Consider the following 16386-nt stretch of genomic DNA (forward strand, 5'->3'; position numbering starts at 1 on the left):
AAAAAGTGAGACATTATGAGCAGGGTTTTCTGAACCCTGCTCATGCTTAGTTATCAATTTTTCATGTTTATTTAGAGAAGGGGCGATTGAATGCGTGCGGTAAACTGGAACAAAAAGGAAGACGATTTTAGTTTAATGTTTTGGAAGCAAAACATCGCTCAGTTTTGGACAGAAGAAGAAATCGCGGTGTCTTCTGACAAAAATACTTGGGCACAATTATCAAAAGAAGAGCAAATTGCTTATAAGCGTGTATTAGGTGGTTTAACACTTTTAGATACGAAACAAGGTGGCGAAGGGATGCCACTTGTACTTGTTCATCTTGAAAATTTACAAGCAAAAAGTGTATTAGCTTTCATGGGAGCTATGGAAGAAGTACATGCGAAGAGTTACAGTCATATTTTTACAACGTTAGCTACGGAAGAAGAAATTGATGATATTTTTGAATGGGTAGACAATCATCCATTACTTGAGAAAAAGGCTGGTATTATTACTCGTTACTATCGTCGTTTATTAAAGCCTCAAGTAACGAAAAAAGAGTTATACATGGCAATGGTAGCAAGTGTGTTCTTAGAAAGTTACTTATTCTATAGTGGATTCTTCTATCCACTTTACTTAGCAGGTCAAGGTAAATTGACGGCAAGTGGTGAAATTATTAACCTAATCATTCGTGATGAGTCCATTCACGGCGTATTCGTCGGTATTTTAGCACAACAACTTTTCGCAGAGCTTTCTGCAGAAGATCAACAAGAAGTGCAAAAAGAAACGCAAGAGTTATTAATGGAACTATATGAAATTGAAATGGCATACACAGAAGAAATTTACACTTCTATCGGTCTTGTAGATGATGTAAATCGTTTCGTTCGCTACAATGCGAATAAAGGACTTATGAATTTAGGACTTGAGCCGAAGTTTGAAGAAGAAGAAATTAACCCAATCGTTTTAAATGGTCTACGTACAGATACGAAAAACCATGATTTCTTCTCTGTAAAAGGAAATGGTTACGTAAAAGCAACGAACGTTGAAAAGTTATCTGACGATGACTTCGCATTCAATTTTTAATATCGTGTCATAGAAAAAGCTGTCTTTATAGAAAAGACAGCTTTTTTCTATGGATAGTTTACATAATGTTATTATTTCATGGAAATATTCCTATCTCATAAAAGCCAAATTTGTAAGGGAGTGAAAATAAAAAACACGAATTAAAGTTTTATTTTTTATATTTAGCAGTATGAGAGATTGAATAACTTATGTCAAAATGAATAAAAAATGAGAAGAAGTGAGGCCTCATTCCACCTATATGTTTTCTTTCGAATTGAATTTTTTAATTACATACATTTTGGCTCGAAAATTGCATGATATTTAAAAACAAAAGGGAACTGTAATAGTTGGTGTGATGTATACAGTTATTTGAAAGCGTTTCCTTTTTGCTGTCAATTTTCAAATGAAAATGAGATAGAGAAAGTAGGGGGAATGATAGGTGGGAAAAGTAGTTGGTTTAAAACGTTCATTAGGACTTTGGTCAATTGTTATGCTAGGGGTCGGGTATATGACGCCGATGGTTGGATTTGATACGTTTGGAATCGTTTCGGAAAAAACGGGTGGACATGTTCCAGGAGCTTATTTGATTGCGTTAGCAGGGATGTTGTTTACCGCTGCAAGCTACGGCAAAATGGTAAAGGTTTTTCCTACCGCAGGATCAGCTTATACGTATACACAGAAAACAATTAGTGCAAGACTTGGGTTTCTTGTTGGATGGTCCGCATTATTGGATTATTTGTTTTTGCCGATGGTGAACGCACTATTAACGAGAATTTATTTGTCAGCATTTTTTCCAAGTGTTCCTAATTGGATATGGGTCATTGGTTTTATTCTACTGATTACACTTATAAATGTTATTAGCGTAAATGTTACTGCTAACTTCAATACGTTTTTAGTAATATTTCAAGTGCTAGTAATGGCCGTGTTTGTTTTTCTAGTTATAAAAGGTTTATTAGCGGGAGAGGGAACAGGAGAAGTTTTTTCCATTCAGCCGTTTTTTCAATCAGATATACAAATATCACCGTTAGTTGCAGGTGCAACAATTCTTTGTTTTTCATTTTTAGGTTTTGATGCAGTAACTACATTTTCGGAAGAGACACCAAACGCGAGGAAGACAATACCTCGGGCTATTTTTCTTACTGCTTTAATCGGTGGAGTTTTATTCATTACAACTACGTATTTTACACAATCTTTCTTTCCAGATACATCTGTATTTAAAGATAAAGAATCAGCGTCTCCAGAAATTGCGCTATATGTTGGTGGAAAACTATTTCAAGCTTTCTTTTTAGTAGGAACGCTTATGGGGACACTCGCGTCTGGTTTAGCTTCTCATACAAGTGTGTCTAGATTATTGTACGTAATGGGTCGAGATAATGTCATTCCGAAAAAAATATTCGGATACATTCATCCTCGTTGGCGAACGCCAGTATATAACATTATTATTGTAGGAGTTATTTCACTCTCTGCGATATTCATTGATTTAGAAACGGCAGCATCACTTATTAATTTTGGAGCGCTTATTGCATTTACATTTGTTAATTTATCTGTAATTTCCTACTATGTAATTAAGAAAAAAAGATATAAAACGATAAAAGACTGTTTAAATTTTTTAGTGATGCCTATTTTAGGTGCTGGTACTGTAGCAGTACTATGGTTTAATCTCAATGTTCATTCACTTATTCTCGGTATTTGCTGGGCTGCTATTGGAATGGGATACCTTTTATATATTACAAATATGTTCCGCTTAGCTCCTCCGCAAATGCATTTTGAAGAAGTGCAGGAAATGTAAAAAGCAAAAGACATCGGATAAATCCCGATGTCTTTTGCTTTTTATATTTAATAATCATGCAGTATTGCATAAGTCATTCAAAGCGTCATAAGTAGGAGGGTGACACAATATGATTACCGTAGCATTTTCACTTGGCACGATTATTGCTTTGTATAATTAGTAAAAATAAAAAGCGGGGTGTTATCGTGCCGATTCAGTCAGAAAAACATACAGGTGAGGTTGAAGATCCTTTAGAGGAATTTCAAGCTATATTAAAAGAGGCGCTTCATTTTTTACATTATCCAGACGAAGTATTTGAATTTCTGAAAAAACCAATGCGTTTTTTAGAAGTAAGTATTCCTGTTCGTATGGATGATGGAACAACAAAGGTATTTCAAGGGTATCGTGCTCAGCATAATGACGCAGCTGGGCCAACGAAAGGTGGTATTAGATTCCATCCAGATGTTACGGCAGAAGAAGTAAAAGCACTTGCTGGCTGGATGAGCTTGAAATGTGGAGTGACAGGACTGCCATATGGAGGCGCAAAGGGCGGGATTATTTGTAATCCACAGGAGATGAGTTTTAGAGAATTAGAGTTATTGAGTCGTGGGTATGTAAGGGCAGTAAGTCAAATTGTGGGACCGACGAAAGATATTCCGGCTCCTGATATGTACACAAATGCGCAAATTATGGCTTGGATGCTAGATGAATATGACCATATTAGGGAGTTTGACTCTCCAGGCTTTATAACCGGGAAGCCATTAATGCTAGGAGGATCACAAGGACGGGAAACAGCAACTTCTAAAGGTGTATTGTATACGCTTCAGTTAGTAAGTGAGTTAAAACAAATTCCACTACAAAATATGAGAGTTATTATTCAAGGATTTGGGAATGTTGGAGGGTATTTGGCGAAATATTTATATGATATTGGTGTGAAAGTAGTTGGGGTATCAGATGCTATAGGAGGAATTTATAATCCAGACGGCTTAGATGTTCCTTATTTATTAGAAAACAGAGATTCTTTCGGTGTAGTATCGAATCTTTTTAGTAAAACAATTTCTAATCAGGAGTTGTTAGAAAAAGAATGTGATGTACTCATTCCAGCGGCAATTGGGGGAGTCATTACGAAACATAATGCAGGAAAGCTTGGATGTAAGATTATCATTGAGGCTGCAAATGGTCCAACAACAAAAGAGGCGATAACGATGTTAGAAGAAAAGGGAGTTTTGGTTGTTCCAGATATTTTAGCAAACTCGGGTGGGGTTATTGTTTCTTATTTTGAATGGTGTCAAAATAATCAAGGATATTATTGGACAGAGCAATATGTTGATCAATGTTTAAAAGAGAAAATTACATCTAGTTTTTCTAACGTACTTGACACTTCAAAACACTTTGGAGTAAATATGAAAATTGCTGCTTATATTGAAGGAGTTCGTAAGATTGTAGAAGCATCGCGCCTAAGAGGTTGGTTGCATTTTTAACCTAAAGGAGGGCTCAAATGAAACTGGATATTTTATTAGAAGAAGTGGAGAGACAACCAATCGGTTATTATTGTGTTTTGTCGAAAAGTCATCGTTACGATATAGCTGTTACGTATTCACAACAGTTTCTTGGAAAAGCAATGGTTACCTCTATTCAAAATGGGAGAATGATTTTGTTAAGTCAAGAAGATATTGTAGAGGAACAATATTGGGCACCGAGGTTAGGAATTGAGATTGAAGACATAGAAGAGTTTCAAAGCTTTTTTTATATGATTCTTCAGTCACAAAGGTTAGAAGAGCAATATTAATAGAATAAAAGAAGGGGATGATTGATTATGTACTATGATATTATTACGAGTCCATGCTATGGAACAATTGAAAAAGTTTCTATTGTTAAGGATTCTCGAGTTTATGAATGGGAGCCATTATTTTCGATTAAAGATATGAATGGTAAACTGGAAGTAATTAAGATGGGATGTAGCGGAGAAGTTCACTCTTTAGAAGTAGAGGCAGGAGATAAAGTAATTCCAGGTATGGTATTAGCTTATATTCAAGAAGACCTTTTCGTTAGTGGTAGTGATTAATGATAGAACAATGAGGAAGATGGAGGTGCTCATCTTCCTTTTTTTATTAAGTAAAGGAAAGAATGTTTTATTTTCAGATTAATTAAAAAAATCTGCATTTAATGATACAATACAAATTAAGTAGCCCAAAGGAGGAATAGCAGAATGTTTTCCATTGCTCGTAATAAAATTAGACCTATTGTTTCTCTACCTATCGATCAATCCGAAAAGGAATGGAATATAGACGTTGAAAATATAAAAGAACCTTTTCTATTTTTAAAAAGGGGAGAGAAATTATTTGCATACGTTCATGTCAAGGATCTGCTATCAAACAGTAAGGACTTACATTCCAAGGCATTGCTTGCAAATGCAGTTTCGCTAGATACAATATGTTATCTTAGTAAAAATATTTCTTTAACAGCTCTGTTTCAAATTATTGGAGCGCCGATTGCGATAGTGAAAAATGAAATGGATGAGTTAATAGGATATATAAGAAGAGAAGATGTTTTTGCAGAACTATTTAAACAAGAAAATCAGAGTGTTGATATATTAAAAATTATTTTAACGTCTATTCCAATGGGGATTTTTGTAGTGGATCGTGAAAAGAAAATTGTAAATTGCAATGAATCTGGTTTGAAGATGATTAAATCTACACCTGAAAGAGTAATGAATGTACCAGCAGAACAAATTTTTAACGAAGGACATATTAATAACGTATTTGCAACGGGAAAGACAATTTTGAATCAATTACAAATCACAAATGAGATGGGTGTATTAGTTGACTACAGTCCCATTCCAAACTTTGATGGAAATATTGAAGGAATGGTTATTATCGTACAAGATTTGCCGATGGTTGAGGACATGGCAATGGAAATTGAATATATAAAGGATTTAAACAAAGATTTGCATGCAATTTTGTCTAGTATTTATGATGAAATATTAGTTGTTAATCATAAAGGGGAATTAATTCGTTACAGTGAAACCGTTATTAATGATTTTTGGGGGAGTAATTTGAAGGATCTTTTAGGTAAAAACCTTTTAGACTTAGAACAGAAAGGGTTATTTAGTCCATCTGTTACGCGATTAGTATTGGAGCAACAAAAAAAGGTATCAGTTGTACAAGAAACAAAAAGTGGAAGAAAAATATTGGCGGTTGGAAATCCTGTATTTGATGAAAGCGGAGAGCTTCATCGTATTATTATTGCTTCAAGGGATATTACAGAAGCTACGAGATTAAAGACGGAATTACATGAAATAAAGAGAATATCAGAGCAATATAAGAAGGAATTAGATGATTTTAAAAATAAAGATCGTTTTCTTAAGAAACTTATTTACTGTAGTCCGAAAATGGAGCAAATTATAAACCAAGCTAAAAAAATAGCAGATTTCTCTTCCAATGTTCTTATTTCCGGAGAATCGGGCGTCGGGAAGGAAGTAATTGCTCAAGCAATTCATCAACTTGGAAAGCGATCTGCAAAGCCATTTTTAAAATTAAATTGTGGTGCAATTCCAGAAACTTTGTTAGAAAGTGAACTATTTGGTTATACGAAAGGTGCTTTTACAGGAGCAGATAAAAATGGAAAAGAAGGATATTTCAAGCGAGCTGATCAAGGTATTTTATTTTTAGATGAAATTGGAGAAATGCCTCTACATTTGCAGGTGAAATTGCTTAGGGTCCTGCAGGAACAAGAAGTAATTCCTATTGGAAGTACAATACCTACGAAAATAAATGTACAAATTATTGCCGCTACAAATAAAAGTCTGGAAAAGATGGTAGAGGCAGGAACGTTCCGTGAAGATTTATTTTATCGTTTAAATGTAATTCCATTGCAAGTGCCTCCTCTACGAGAGCGAATGGAAGATGTCCCAGTACTCGCTTTTCATTTTTTACAACAGTTAAATGAAAAATATAATAAAAACTATCATTTAACTCCGGATGCACTTAACTTACTAGAGTTTTATTCATGGCCAGGAAATGTACGTGAATTACAAAATATGATTGAACGTTTAGTAGTATCAGCAGACGATCCAGTAATTGAAGCTGAGTTTGTTAGTAAGTTTTTAACCCCCGGTTATGACTTTAAAAAATCAAAACCAGTTATTACGAGAGTATTACCGTTACAAGAAGCACTACATTCTGTAGAAGAACAATTGATTTTACTTGCAATGAAGCAGTATAAAACAACGACTAAGGCAGCAAAAGCTCTTGGCATTAGCCAATCTTCAGTGAGTCGAAAATATCAAAGGATTGTCAGTGAAAAAGGAATGCCAACTGATATAATCTCGTATTCCTAAAAAAGGAGAAGGTCACATAGACTTCTCCTTTTTTGTTAGTTTAGCGAGTTTTCCGCTATTCGTGGTTGGCAAGTACTATCATCTCACATTTCAGCAAAATGAAAGATGGTAATGGTACTGATCTATGTTTTGTTTTATGCAAAGTGGAATAGTGTATGCAACAACGCATACTTCTTTTTTATTACACGTAAGAATATAGTTAGTTTTTATAGGATTCCTTTGTGCTTTAAATGTTGGCATGAAACTTGCTTATAAATATATAAACGATCAATAAAGGAGGATTCAATATAGTGCTAGATTTAAAAATGTATGTAAACGGTGAATGGAGAGAGTCTAGTAATCAAGAAAAAAGAACAATAATTAACCCTGCGAATGGCAAGGGTATAGCATATGCACCTGAGGGAACAATTGAGGATACAAAATACGCGATCGAAGTGGCAAGAGCGACTTTCGATAGTGGAATTTGGTCAGAAACATCCACTGCTGAAAGGGCATCATATTTATTTAAAATAGCAGATGAAATTGATAAAAATATGGAAGAGTTAGTGTATCTTGAAACAATGGATAATGGAAAAACATACCGTGAGGCAGAAGGAGATATTGGAGATGCAGCGGCTTGTTTTCGCTATTATGCTGGATTGATTACAAAGCCAGATGGGCAAACATATCATGTAGCCGATCCAATGCAAGCAATGGTTGTAAGAGAGCCAGTTGGTGTTTGTGGATTAATTGTTCCATGGAATTATCCGCTATTGATGAGTGTATGGAAAATTGCACCTGCTTTAGCAGCTGGAAATACAATTGTGTTTAAACCTTCTGAAGTGACACCAATTACTGCGACAAAGCTATTCGAAATCCTTGAAAAAATAGGGCTACCAAAAGGTGTTGCTAATATGGTAATGGGGGCCGGTCCAATAGTAGGGAATGAAATTGCAGCGAGTAGTAAGGTGGATATGATTTCCTTTACAGGTGGAACAAAAACAGGCAAGCACATTATGAGAACGGCAGCAGATAATATGAAAAAGATTTCGCTAGAACTTGGAGGCAAATCACCGAATATTATTTTTGCAGATGCAGATTTTGAAACAGCTATTGATTATGCACTATTTGGTATTTATGCAGGTAGCGGACAAGTATGTTCAGCAGGATCGAGAATCCTTGTTGAAGAAAGCGTTTACGATAAATTTATTAATAGTTTTGTGGAGCGAGCGCAGCAAATTAACGTTGGGCCTGGTGATAATCCTGAATCAGAAATGGGACCACTTGTAAGTCAAGAACATATGGAAAAAGTATTACGCTACATTGAAATTGGGAAAGACGAAGGCGCAGACATTGCTTGTGGAGGTAAGCGAATACTGACAGATGGAAAAGGTGAGGGTTTCTTTATTGAACCAACGGTCTTTGTCAATGTAAAACCCGATATGCGCATTGTACAGGAAGAAATTTTCGGTCCTGTTGTAGTAATTCAAAAGTTTAAAAATGAACAAGAAGCAATTGAGTTAGCAAATGGTACAGATTATGGCTTAGCTGGAGGGGTATTTACAGTTGATGGTGCGAAAGCAATGCGTGTAATTCGCAAGCTTCGCGCAGGAATTACGTGGATTAACAGCTATCATCCAACATACAATGAAGCACCTTGGGGTGGATATAAGCAAAGTGGTATAGGTCGTAGTCTAGGAACGTTTGGTTTAGAGGAATTTCAAGAAATTAAGCAGATTAATATAAATCTAGAAGTAGAACCTATTGGTTGGTTTGCAAATAAAAAGAATATAGGAGTGAAATAAATGGGAACGAACGTGGAAAATAAATTGAATGAACAAGATGTAAAAGGTTCAAATGTAAATGAGTATATTACGAAAGTACTACAGTTAATTGAAAAAGAAAAAGTTTCTGAAGAAGAAGCAAACTGGATTCAAAAAGAAACAGTAGATGGATTTAGAGAGCATGTGAATCCTGGTTTTCTAGCATATAGAAAAACAGTAACAAAGGATGGACAATTTGCGGCAGTAGAATGGTCTGATGAAGGATCTTGTTTCATGGATATTAATGGTAAAAAATACATTGACTGTTTAGGTGGATTCGGAATTTACAATGTTGGTCACCGTAATCCGAAAGTAGTAAAAGCTGTGACAGATCAACTAAAGCGTCAAGCATTACACAGTCAAGATTTACTAGATCCACTTCGAGCGATTCTTGCAAAGATTTTAGCGGATATTACACCTGGTGATTTGAAATATGCCTTCTTCACAAATAGTGGAACAGAAAGTGTAGAGGCAGCATTAAAACTAGCAAAAATGTATAGTGAACGAACAACTTTCATTTCTACAACTCGTGCTTTCCATGGTAAGAGCCTTGGTGCTTTATCTGGGACGGCAAAAGGAATGTTCCGCAAGCCATTTTTACCATTAATTCCGGGTTTCCGTCATGTCCCATTTGGCGATATTGATATGATGAGAAAAACATTTGAGACATGCGCATTAGTAGGAGAAGATGTTGCAGCAGTTATTTTAGAACCAATTCAAGGAGAGGGCGGTATTATTTTACCTCCAGAAAATTATTTGAAACAAGTACGAGAGCTTTGTGATGAGTTTGGATCACTCCTTATTTTCGATGAAGTACAAACTGGAATGGGACGTACAGGGAAAATGTTTGCAGCGGAATTATATGATGTTGTGCCGGATATTATTTGTCTGGCGAAGGCATTTGGTGGAGGCGTTATGCCAGCAGGAGCTATCGTTGCGAAAGAGAAAGTATTCCAAAGTTGGTTTGAAAATCCATTTATGCATACAACAACATTTGGAGGGAATCCGCTGGCATGTGCGGCTGCAATTGCAACAATCCATGTATTATTGGAAGAGAAATTACCAGAACGTGCTGCTGAAGTTGGGGCGTATTTCTTAAATGGATTGAAACAAGCAGCAGAAGGGCACGAGGATAAAATCTTTGAAATTCGTGGTCAAGGTTTAATGATTGGTATTGAATTCCATAAAGACGAGATTGGTTACGAAGTGTCAAAGGCAATGTTTGATCAAGGTATTCTCGTTGCTGGAACTTTAATTAACTCAAAAACAATTCGTATCGAACCATCTCTTACAATTAGTTATGAAGAGGTAGATACAGTTATTAATACGTTTAAATCTGTACTAGCGCAAGTAAAAGGAAAGTAATTTTTGTATAAAATTATATACGGATTCAAACTAGTAAAACTATCATATTGTTTACTGTACTAGTTTTGATTGCAAGGAGGCAGTGTAACGAAAGTTGCACTGCCTTTTTATTACATTTTATTTGTAAGTATTTACATATATTCTGTCTTAGTGTACTATTTAACTAGTACACTAAGACAGAAGGAGGGAAGAAATGAAAATAGAATTTTCTCCAAATACACCCATTTACATTCAGGTAATGGAATACATAAAAAAAGAAATTGTAGTTGGGCATTTATCGCCTGGTGATAAAATTCCCTCTGTACGTGAATTAGCGAGTGAATTACAAGTAAATCCAAATACAATTCAACGAACATTTCAAGAATTGGAACGTGATGGTGTTGTTGTAACGCGTAGAGGAATGGGACGATATGTAACGAATGAAGGGGAGAAAATTATGGAGCTGCGCAAAGATATGGCGAAAGAATTACTTCATTCTTTTATAGATGGAATGGATAACTTAGGGTTTTCAGAAGACGAAATCCTTTCAATTCTTCGTTCTTCCTTACATGAGAAGAGGGAGGAGAGCAAATGACAGAACTATTAAAAATAGAAAACTTATGGAAGAGATACGGGTTAAAAGCAGTGATTCGTGAATTGAACATAGAGATTACGGAAGGGAAAATTATAGGGCTTGTTGGAGATAATGGGAGCGGGAAAACGACGTTATTGAAAATGATTGCAGGTTTGCAGCACCCTTCTGAAGGTAGCATTACAATTAACGGTAAAAAAGTTGGGTTAGAGACGAAAGAAATTGTTTCATTTATGTCCGATAAGCCAGTCTTTGATGATTGGATGACTGTAAAAGATGCTTTATTTTTCTATCGAGATTTTTATAAAGACTTCGATATTCAAAAAGCGGTAGATACGATTGCGGAATTTAAAATACCGTTAGAAGAAAAAATTAAAGCATTGTCAAAAGGGATGATTGAGAAGCTACAAATCATTTTAACATTTTCTCGAAAAGCGAAGTTATACGTACTGGATGAACCGCTGGGCGGGATTGATCTTGTTTCTAGGGAACATGTACTTGAGCTAATCCTTAAATTTTATCGTGAAGATTGTACGTTGCTTATATCGACTCATTTAATAAGAGAAATCGAAAATATATTTGATGAAGTAATCTTTTTGAAAGATGGAGAAATAATATTGCATGAAAATGTGGAAGAACTACGATTTCAAAAAGGGAAAGCAGTACATGAGCTGTTTAAGGAGGCCTATGAGAAATGAATCAGCTTTTTCGTTATTTGTATAATTGTAATAAGAGAAAGATAGCCATTATTTACTTCGGATTTATTACAGTTTCATTAATTCTTTTATTTAATATGAAAGGAGTTTCAGGAGCTAGAATTTCAGGTAGGCAAGATATAATCATTATTATATTTTTTATCGTACTAGGTATAAATGGATTTGCAATTTTTCTAACAGGTATATCGTCTTTTCGAAAAATGCTAAAAAACTCTATGCTACGTTGTACTTCTATTTCAGCACAAAAGTATATATGTGCAAATGTTTTATTTTCTGTACTACTCTTTATGATTTTACTAGGAATAGGAATTATTTTTCTATACTATTTTTCTTTAAATATTTACAATGGAAAAACAAATTTAGGTGTTCAGCAAGCGATCCACAGTTTATATGATTATGGAATATTCCATCATATGTTATCTATTTTCTTATGGGGACTAGATTTTGTTAATATGCTAGTTTCAGTTTATTTAATTATAGTAATTGTGAAGCTATTCAATGTGAAATCATCGATGAGTAAGATTGTTTGCGTAGTCTTATTCTTCATTTTTATCGCATTTAATGGGGGAATAACGTATATCTTTCATCAAATAGAAAAGTATGTGTTTGCCATAAATAATATTGGATTTATAGATCAAAATGGCTTTTTAAATACATCATTCTATTCTGGCACAGATATTACAGTTTTAAATCTATGTTTTAATTGTTTATTAACAATTATATTACTAGTCATTACAGGCCGCATAATCGACAAAAAACTAGAAGTCTAAAGGAGGAATCAGCATTGGGAAATGTAGTAGTAAAATTAGAAAATGTTCGAAAAAAGATTGGTAGAACAGAAATTATTCGAGGTTTATCATTTGAGGTACGAGAAGGGGAAGTGTACGGATTCCTTGGACCGAACGGTAGTGGTAAGACGACGACAATTCGTATGATGACAGGTCTTATTTCTATGACAGAAGGCGATATTACAATTTGTGGTCATAGCATTCGCACGGAACGTGAAAAGGCGTTAGAGCAAATTGGAGCGATTGTAGAAAATCCGGAACTATATGATTATATGACTGGTATGCAAAACTTAAAGCATTTTGCGAACATGGCAATTACAGCTATTAATAAAGAGCGCATCGCTGAAATTGTAAAGCTTGTTGAATTAGAGCATGCAATTCATAAAAAGGTAAAAACATACTCACTTGGTATGAAACAACGTTTAGGAATTGCACAGGCGTTACTTCATCAGCCGAAAATATTAATTTTAGATGAACCGACAAATGGATTAGATCCAGCTGGTATTCGCCAAATTCGTGATTATTTACAACGACTAGCGAAAGAAGAGAATATCGCGGTAATCGTATCGAGTCACTTATTAAGTGAAATTGAATTAATGTGTGATCGCGTCGTAATTATTAAACAAGGTGAGTTTGTACAAGAGTACAACTTACATGAACAAGCGAAACATGATGAGACAGTAGTAGTAGCGTTTGAAGTAGATGAAGTTCAGAAAGCGAATGAAATTATTAAAGGTAAAGCACAGGAGAATGTAATTGTGGCATCTGTAACAAAAGAGAGCATTCCACAGCTTGTAAAAAAACTTGTGCATGCTGATGTGCTTGTATATGGTGTTACCGTTCAAAATAAAACGTTAGAGGATGAATTCTTAGCGATTACTGGGGGAGTGAAAGCGTAATGTTTAAATTAATTCAAAATGAATTTTTAAAGTTACATGCGAAAAAAGGTATGTATATTTTAATCGGTGTCATTGCGGCACTCGAAATTTTAGGAAATTTAGCAATGATGAAGTGGGGAAAAGGTGATGAGTTTAAGGGGTCGTATTTAGATTATGCAAACTCAGAGATTGGTTTAATCGTTTTATTCGCAACAATTTTTGGGATCACACTTGCAGCCCGTACTCTTACTGATGAGTTCCAAAAAGGTACAATTAAACAATTGTTAATTCGTCCAAGAAAACGACTTACAGTTTTATTTTCTAAATATATTACTGTGTTATTAGCGATGCTATTTATCATATTTGCTGGTATGTTCATTGCAACGATTATTGGTGGTATTGTAATGGATGGTAGTAAAACAGATTTAACGTTAGGAATTGTTTTAAAAACGATGTTATATCAGCTTGTATCACCATTTTTCTTTGCAACACTTGCCTTTTTCTTAGCAAATGTATTTAGAAAATCCGTATTGCCATTAATTATTACGTTGTTCTTATATTTCTTGCAAGGAGCAATTACTATTGCACTAATGATGTTTGCAAAAGGTGTAGCGAAGTTTGTAGTATTCTTCCATTTAGATTTAAGAGCTTACGACAGTAATAAATTGGTAAGCGGTGGAATGGAGCCACCATTTGCAGAATTTACGTTTACAACTTCATTATTACTTTTAGCTGCATATTTTGCTGTATTACTTGTAGCATCAAGTGCATTATTCCAAAAACGTGACGTATTATAATAAAAGAAATCCCCGTTTGTAAAAACGGGGATTTTTATTACATAGTTTTTTACATTTCTAGTATTCTGTATTGTTAATTTGAGATGCTGTTAGCGATAGAATACCGGATCTTCTCCAGCTATTTAAGTACAGCAAATGTAAGTTGTAACGAAGTTGAAGAACTGTGATATGGTATATCCAATAAATTCGTTATTATATATGTTAAGAGATACGTTGCTCGAAAGTATTTGAGAAAAATAGGAAGATTTTCAACTATATTCATATTATAATATAGTTATCCTGCTATTTGTAGGAGAAGGGTTCCCTATAACTGATTAAAGTTTTACTTTAACGATCTTTGGAGGTGTGCAATATTGCAATATGCATTTTCACGTATAAGACTACGTAGCTTTTTTGGATGGATGATGATAGGGTTGTTTCTTACGATGATTCCATTAGGTTTATCAAATGTTTCTGATAGCACGTTAGAGGTTATTTCACAAATAACTGTATTTTTTGTATTTCCGTTATTTTGGTTGTACGTAAAAGTGAATAAAAATAATGTTGTTTTTAAAAGTTTCTTTGATAAGCCAGGACGTTTACCGTGGGGACTCATTTTATTAGCAACGATAATGGGAATGATTTTTTCAGTCGGTATATCTCATATTCAATTTTACATATTAGCACATACGTTACCGAATTTCTTAGTTACCATGTTAGAAGATGGAACTGTTATTAATACGAGTAACATATATATGACGATATTTACTTTCATTTCAGCATGTGTATTAGCACCTATTATGGAAGAGATTATTTTTAGGGGATTCTTTTTACAGCGAATGGCTTATAAATGGGGAATTAAAAAAGCTGTAATTATATCTTCACTTATTTTTGGTTTAGGACACTTTGATGTTATTGGTGCTTTCATGTTTGGTGTTGTTATGTGCCTTTTATACATAAAAACGAAAAATATATGGACGAATATTGCTGTGCATGCTCTTAATAATTTAATTGCGACAAGTATGCAATTTGTCGGTGGAGAAGAAGGTACTGCAATCTCAATTCCTGAATTACAAGCACAAAGTAATTTATGGATTGGTATCGGTCTTACAGTTGTTGGGTTACTTTGGTTAATTCCTTATGTTTGGAAACAATGGCGTACAGTAAAAGAAGTGGGTGTGCCACCAGTGCGCTTCATAAATGAAGAAAAGGTAGTGAATGCATCACAAGAAAATGAATTGTATAGTCAAGTGATCGTAACAGATAGATTGATGGCTGTAGAACTACCAGATGAAGCGGTAAATAAACTTCGGTTAGAAGAAAATGATTATGTAACAGTTTCTGTAGAAGAAGATAAAATCGTTATAAAAAAAGCACATGATAGATAATTAAAAAACATCTCTCCTGTATAAAAGGAGAGATGTTTTTTAATTCGTAATAATTTCTACACGAAAATTATTACCGTTCTTTACATATTTAATATCTGTAACAGTGCGGACAGTTTTTAAAAGCTCCACTTTTTCACCAATTCGAGGGATCGTCGGAACATTGTCCCAAATACCAAGCAAGTCATCTAATTGTGCTGTTTTTTCATAAAACCAGATTTTCAATGTAAAGCCCCTTTCTCGAACTTTATGTATTTTAATACATAATATATTATTTTTATTCTTTTTGTAAGGGGTTTTTAGATTTTTTGTGAATAAAGTGAAACTTTAATGAGTTGGAGTTTTATTCATCCTCACCGATTATTAACTTTCACCAATTGGGCGTTTACGGGTAGCCAGACTCCCTATTAACTTTTTGGCTGCAACTGAATTTTGAGGTGGGAGTTTTACTGCCAACAAATAGCGTGATAAAAATAAATTAATTTTCTGGGAAGATATGCTCAATGTCTGGAGTAAGAGATACTTCTGATAATACGATATGAGAAACTGTCGTTGCATATGAAGAAACATCATTGATAAATTCTTCAAGTTCAACGAGTGAAGGAACAGAAATTTTTACAATGTAGCATAAGCTTCCTGTTACTCGGTAACAAAAACTTGCAGATGGATAAGACTGGATAAACTGTTGCATACGTGTTGTATCACCATTTTTTAAAGTGATTTCTAAAATACAATCTAAAACAAGTCCTGCTTTTTTATAATCAATATCGATTGTGTATTTTTGAATAATTCCTTCACTTTCAAGTTTACGAACACGTTCTGTAGTAGACGGAGCGGATAAGTTTACTCGCTTTGCTAATTCGCGCATGGAAAGGCGACTATCATTATATAATTCATTTAAAATCTTTCGATCAACACGGTCTAGTTGCATTTGTAAATATACCTCCAGCAAAATGATAA

The 16386-nt window shown here is 34.5% G+C and carries 16 protein-coding genes; 14 read left to right on the plus strand and 2 right to left on the minus strand.

Annotated features, from left to right (window positions below; translation table 11 throughout):
• The first annotated feature begins 90 nt into the window (after positions 1-90).
• The 14 genes from nrdF to JDS98_RS14235 all read left to right on the plus strand — a co-directional run bounded on the left by nrdF (position 91) and on the right by JDS98_RS14235 (position 15429).
• The gene (gene nrdF, locus JDS98_RS14170; RefSeq protein ID WP_001203010.1) at positions 91-1059 is read left to right on the plus strand and encodes a class 1b ribonucleoside-diphosphate reductase subunit beta; all 969 of its coding nucleotides are present in this window, start codon (positions 91-93) and stop codon (positions 1057-1059) included.
• A 418-nt stretch (positions 1060-1477) separates the two neighbouring features.
• A complete protein-coding gene (locus JDS98_RS14175; protein ID WP_000521244.1) occupies positions 1478-2827 on the plus strand; it encodes an APC family permease in 1350 nt (449 codons plus the stop codon).
• Positions 2828-3012: 185 nt separating this feature from the next.
• Positions 3013-4287, plus strand: coding sequence for a Glu/Leu/Phe/Val family dehydrogenase (locus JDS98_RS14180; RefSeq protein WP_199631456.1), 1275 nt, complete (start codon positions 3013-3015; stop codon positions 4285-4287).
• Between the two features lie 17 nt (positions 4288-4304).
• Positions 4305-4595, plus strand: a complete 291-nt coding sequence (locus JDS98_RS14185; protein WP_000762558.1) for an SAV0927 family protein — start codon at positions 4305-4307, stop codon at positions 4593-4595.
• Between the two features lie 27 nt (positions 4596-4622).
• Complete coding sequence (locus JDS98_RS14190) at positions 4623-4871, plus strand: biotin/lipoyl attachment domain-containing protein (RefSeq protein WP_000291046.1); 249 nt, start codon at positions 4623-4625, stop codon at positions 4869-4871.
• Between the two features lie 144 nt (positions 4872-5015).
• Entirely contained in the window at positions 5016-7145 is a 2130-nt protein-coding gene (locus JDS98_RS14195; RefSeq protein WP_098138260.1) for a sigma 54-interacting transcriptional regulator, read from the plus strand.
• A 290-nt stretch (positions 7146-7435) separates the two neighbouring features.
• Positions 7436-8929, plus strand: coding sequence for an aldehyde dehydrogenase family protein (locus tag JDS98_RS14200; protein ID WP_098138258.1), 1494 nt, complete (start codon positions 7436-7438; stop codon positions 8927-8929).
• A complete protein-coding gene (locus tag JDS98_RS14205) occupies positions 8930-10312 on the plus strand; it encodes a putrescine aminotransferase (protein ID WP_000537092.1) in 1383 nt (460 codons plus the stop codon).
• A gap of 193 nt (positions 10313-10505) precedes the next feature.
• The gene (locus JDS98_RS14210) at positions 10506-10886 is read left to right on the plus strand and encodes a GntR family transcriptional regulator (protein WP_000687521.1); all 381 of its coding nucleotides are present in this window, start codon (positions 10506-10508) and stop codon (positions 10884-10886) included.
• Entirely contained in the window at positions 10883-11581 is a 699-nt protein-coding gene (locus JDS98_RS14215; protein ID WP_098839286.1) for an ABC transporter ATP-binding protein, read from the plus strand. Before JDS98_RS14210 ends, JDS98_RS14215 begins: the two co-directional genes overlap by 4 nt.
• Positions 11578-12369, plus strand: coding sequence for a hypothetical protein (locus JDS98_RS14220; RefSeq protein ID WP_001072488.1), 792 nt, complete (start codon positions 11578-11580; stop codon positions 12367-12369). The genes JDS98_RS14215 and JDS98_RS14220 overlap by 4 nt, the downstream gene beginning before the upstream one ends.
• A gap of 14 nt (positions 12370-12383) precedes the next feature.
• Positions 12384-13286, plus strand: a complete 903-nt coding sequence (locus JDS98_RS14225; RefSeq protein WP_098710944.1) for an ABC transporter ATP-binding protein — start codon at positions 12384-12386, stop codon at positions 13284-13286.
• Complete coding sequence (locus JDS98_RS14230; RefSeq protein ID WP_000475420.1) at positions 13286-14062, plus strand: ABC transporter permease; 777 nt, start codon at positions 13286-13288, stop codon at positions 14060-14062. The genes JDS98_RS14225 and JDS98_RS14230 overlap by 1 nt, the downstream gene beginning before the upstream one ends.
• Positions 14063-14415: 353 nt before the next feature.
• Positions 14416-15429, plus strand: coding sequence for a CPBP family intramembrane glutamic endopeptidase (locus tag JDS98_RS14235; protein ID WP_199633991.1), 1014 nt, complete (start codon positions 14416-14418; stop codon positions 15427-15429).
• Positions 15430-15468: 39 nt separating this feature from the next.
• Here the strand turns inward: JDS98_RS14235 and JDS98_RS14240 are convergent, their stop codons facing one another.
• On the minus strand, positions 15469-15651 hold the full coding sequence (locus JDS98_RS14240) for a DUF3913 family protein (protein WP_000707110.1): 183 nt from the start codon (positions 15649-15651) through the stop codon (positions 15469-15471).
• A 253-nt stretch (positions 15652-15904) separates the two neighbouring features.
• On the minus strand, positions 15905-16357 hold the full coding sequence (locus JDS98_RS14245) for an Lrp/AsnC family transcriptional regulator (RefSeq protein WP_001175506.1): 453 nt from the start codon (positions 16355-16357) through the stop codon (positions 15905-15907).
• Positions 16358-16386 lie beyond the last annotated feature (29 nt).

The sequence above is a fragment of the Bacillus cereus group sp. N11 genome (genome assembly GCF_016483605.1).
Lineage (GTDB): Bacteria > Bacillota > Bacilli > Bacillales > Bacillaceae_G > Bacillus_A > Bacillus_A toyonensis.

Coding starts and splice junctions, on each gene's coding strand:
- JDS98_RS14190 (WP_000291046.1), top strand. CDS start 4,623: ATGTACTATGATATTATTACGAGTCCATGCTATGGAACAATTGAAAAA.
- JDS98_RS14195 (WP_098138260.1), top strand. CDS start 5,016: ATGTTTTCCATTGCTCGTAATAAAATTAGACCTATTGTTTCTCTACCT.
- JDS98_RS14215 (WP_098839286.1), top strand. CDS start 10,883: ATGACAGAACTATTAAAAATAGAAAACTTATGGAAGAGATACGGGTTA.
- JDS98_RS14230 (WP_000475420.1), top strand. CDS start 13,286: ATGTTTAAATTAATTCAAAATGAATTTTTAAAGTTACATGCGAAAAAA.
- JDS98_RS14210 (WP_000687521.1), top strand. CDS start 10,506: ATGAAAATAGAATTTTCTCCAAATACACCCATTTACATTCAGGTAATG.
- JDS98_RS14205 (WP_000537092.1), top strand. CDS start 8,930: ATGGGAACGAACGTGGAAAATAAATTGAATGAACAAGATGTAAAAGGT.
- JDS98_RS14220 (WP_001072488.1), top strand. CDS start 11,578: ATGAATCAGCTTTTTCGTTATTTGTATAATTGTAATAAGAGAAAGATA.
- JDS98_RS14245 (WP_001175506.1), bottom strand. CDS start 16,357: ATGCAACTAGACCGTGTTGATCGAAAGATTTTAAATGAATTATATAAT.
- nrdF (WP_001203010.1), top strand. CDS start 91: ATGCGTGCGGTAAACTGGAACAAAAAGGAAGACGATTTTAGTTTAATG.
- JDS98_RS14185 (WP_000762558.1), top strand. CDS start 4,305: ATGAAACTGGATATTTTATTAGAAGAAGTGGAGAGACAACCAATCGGT.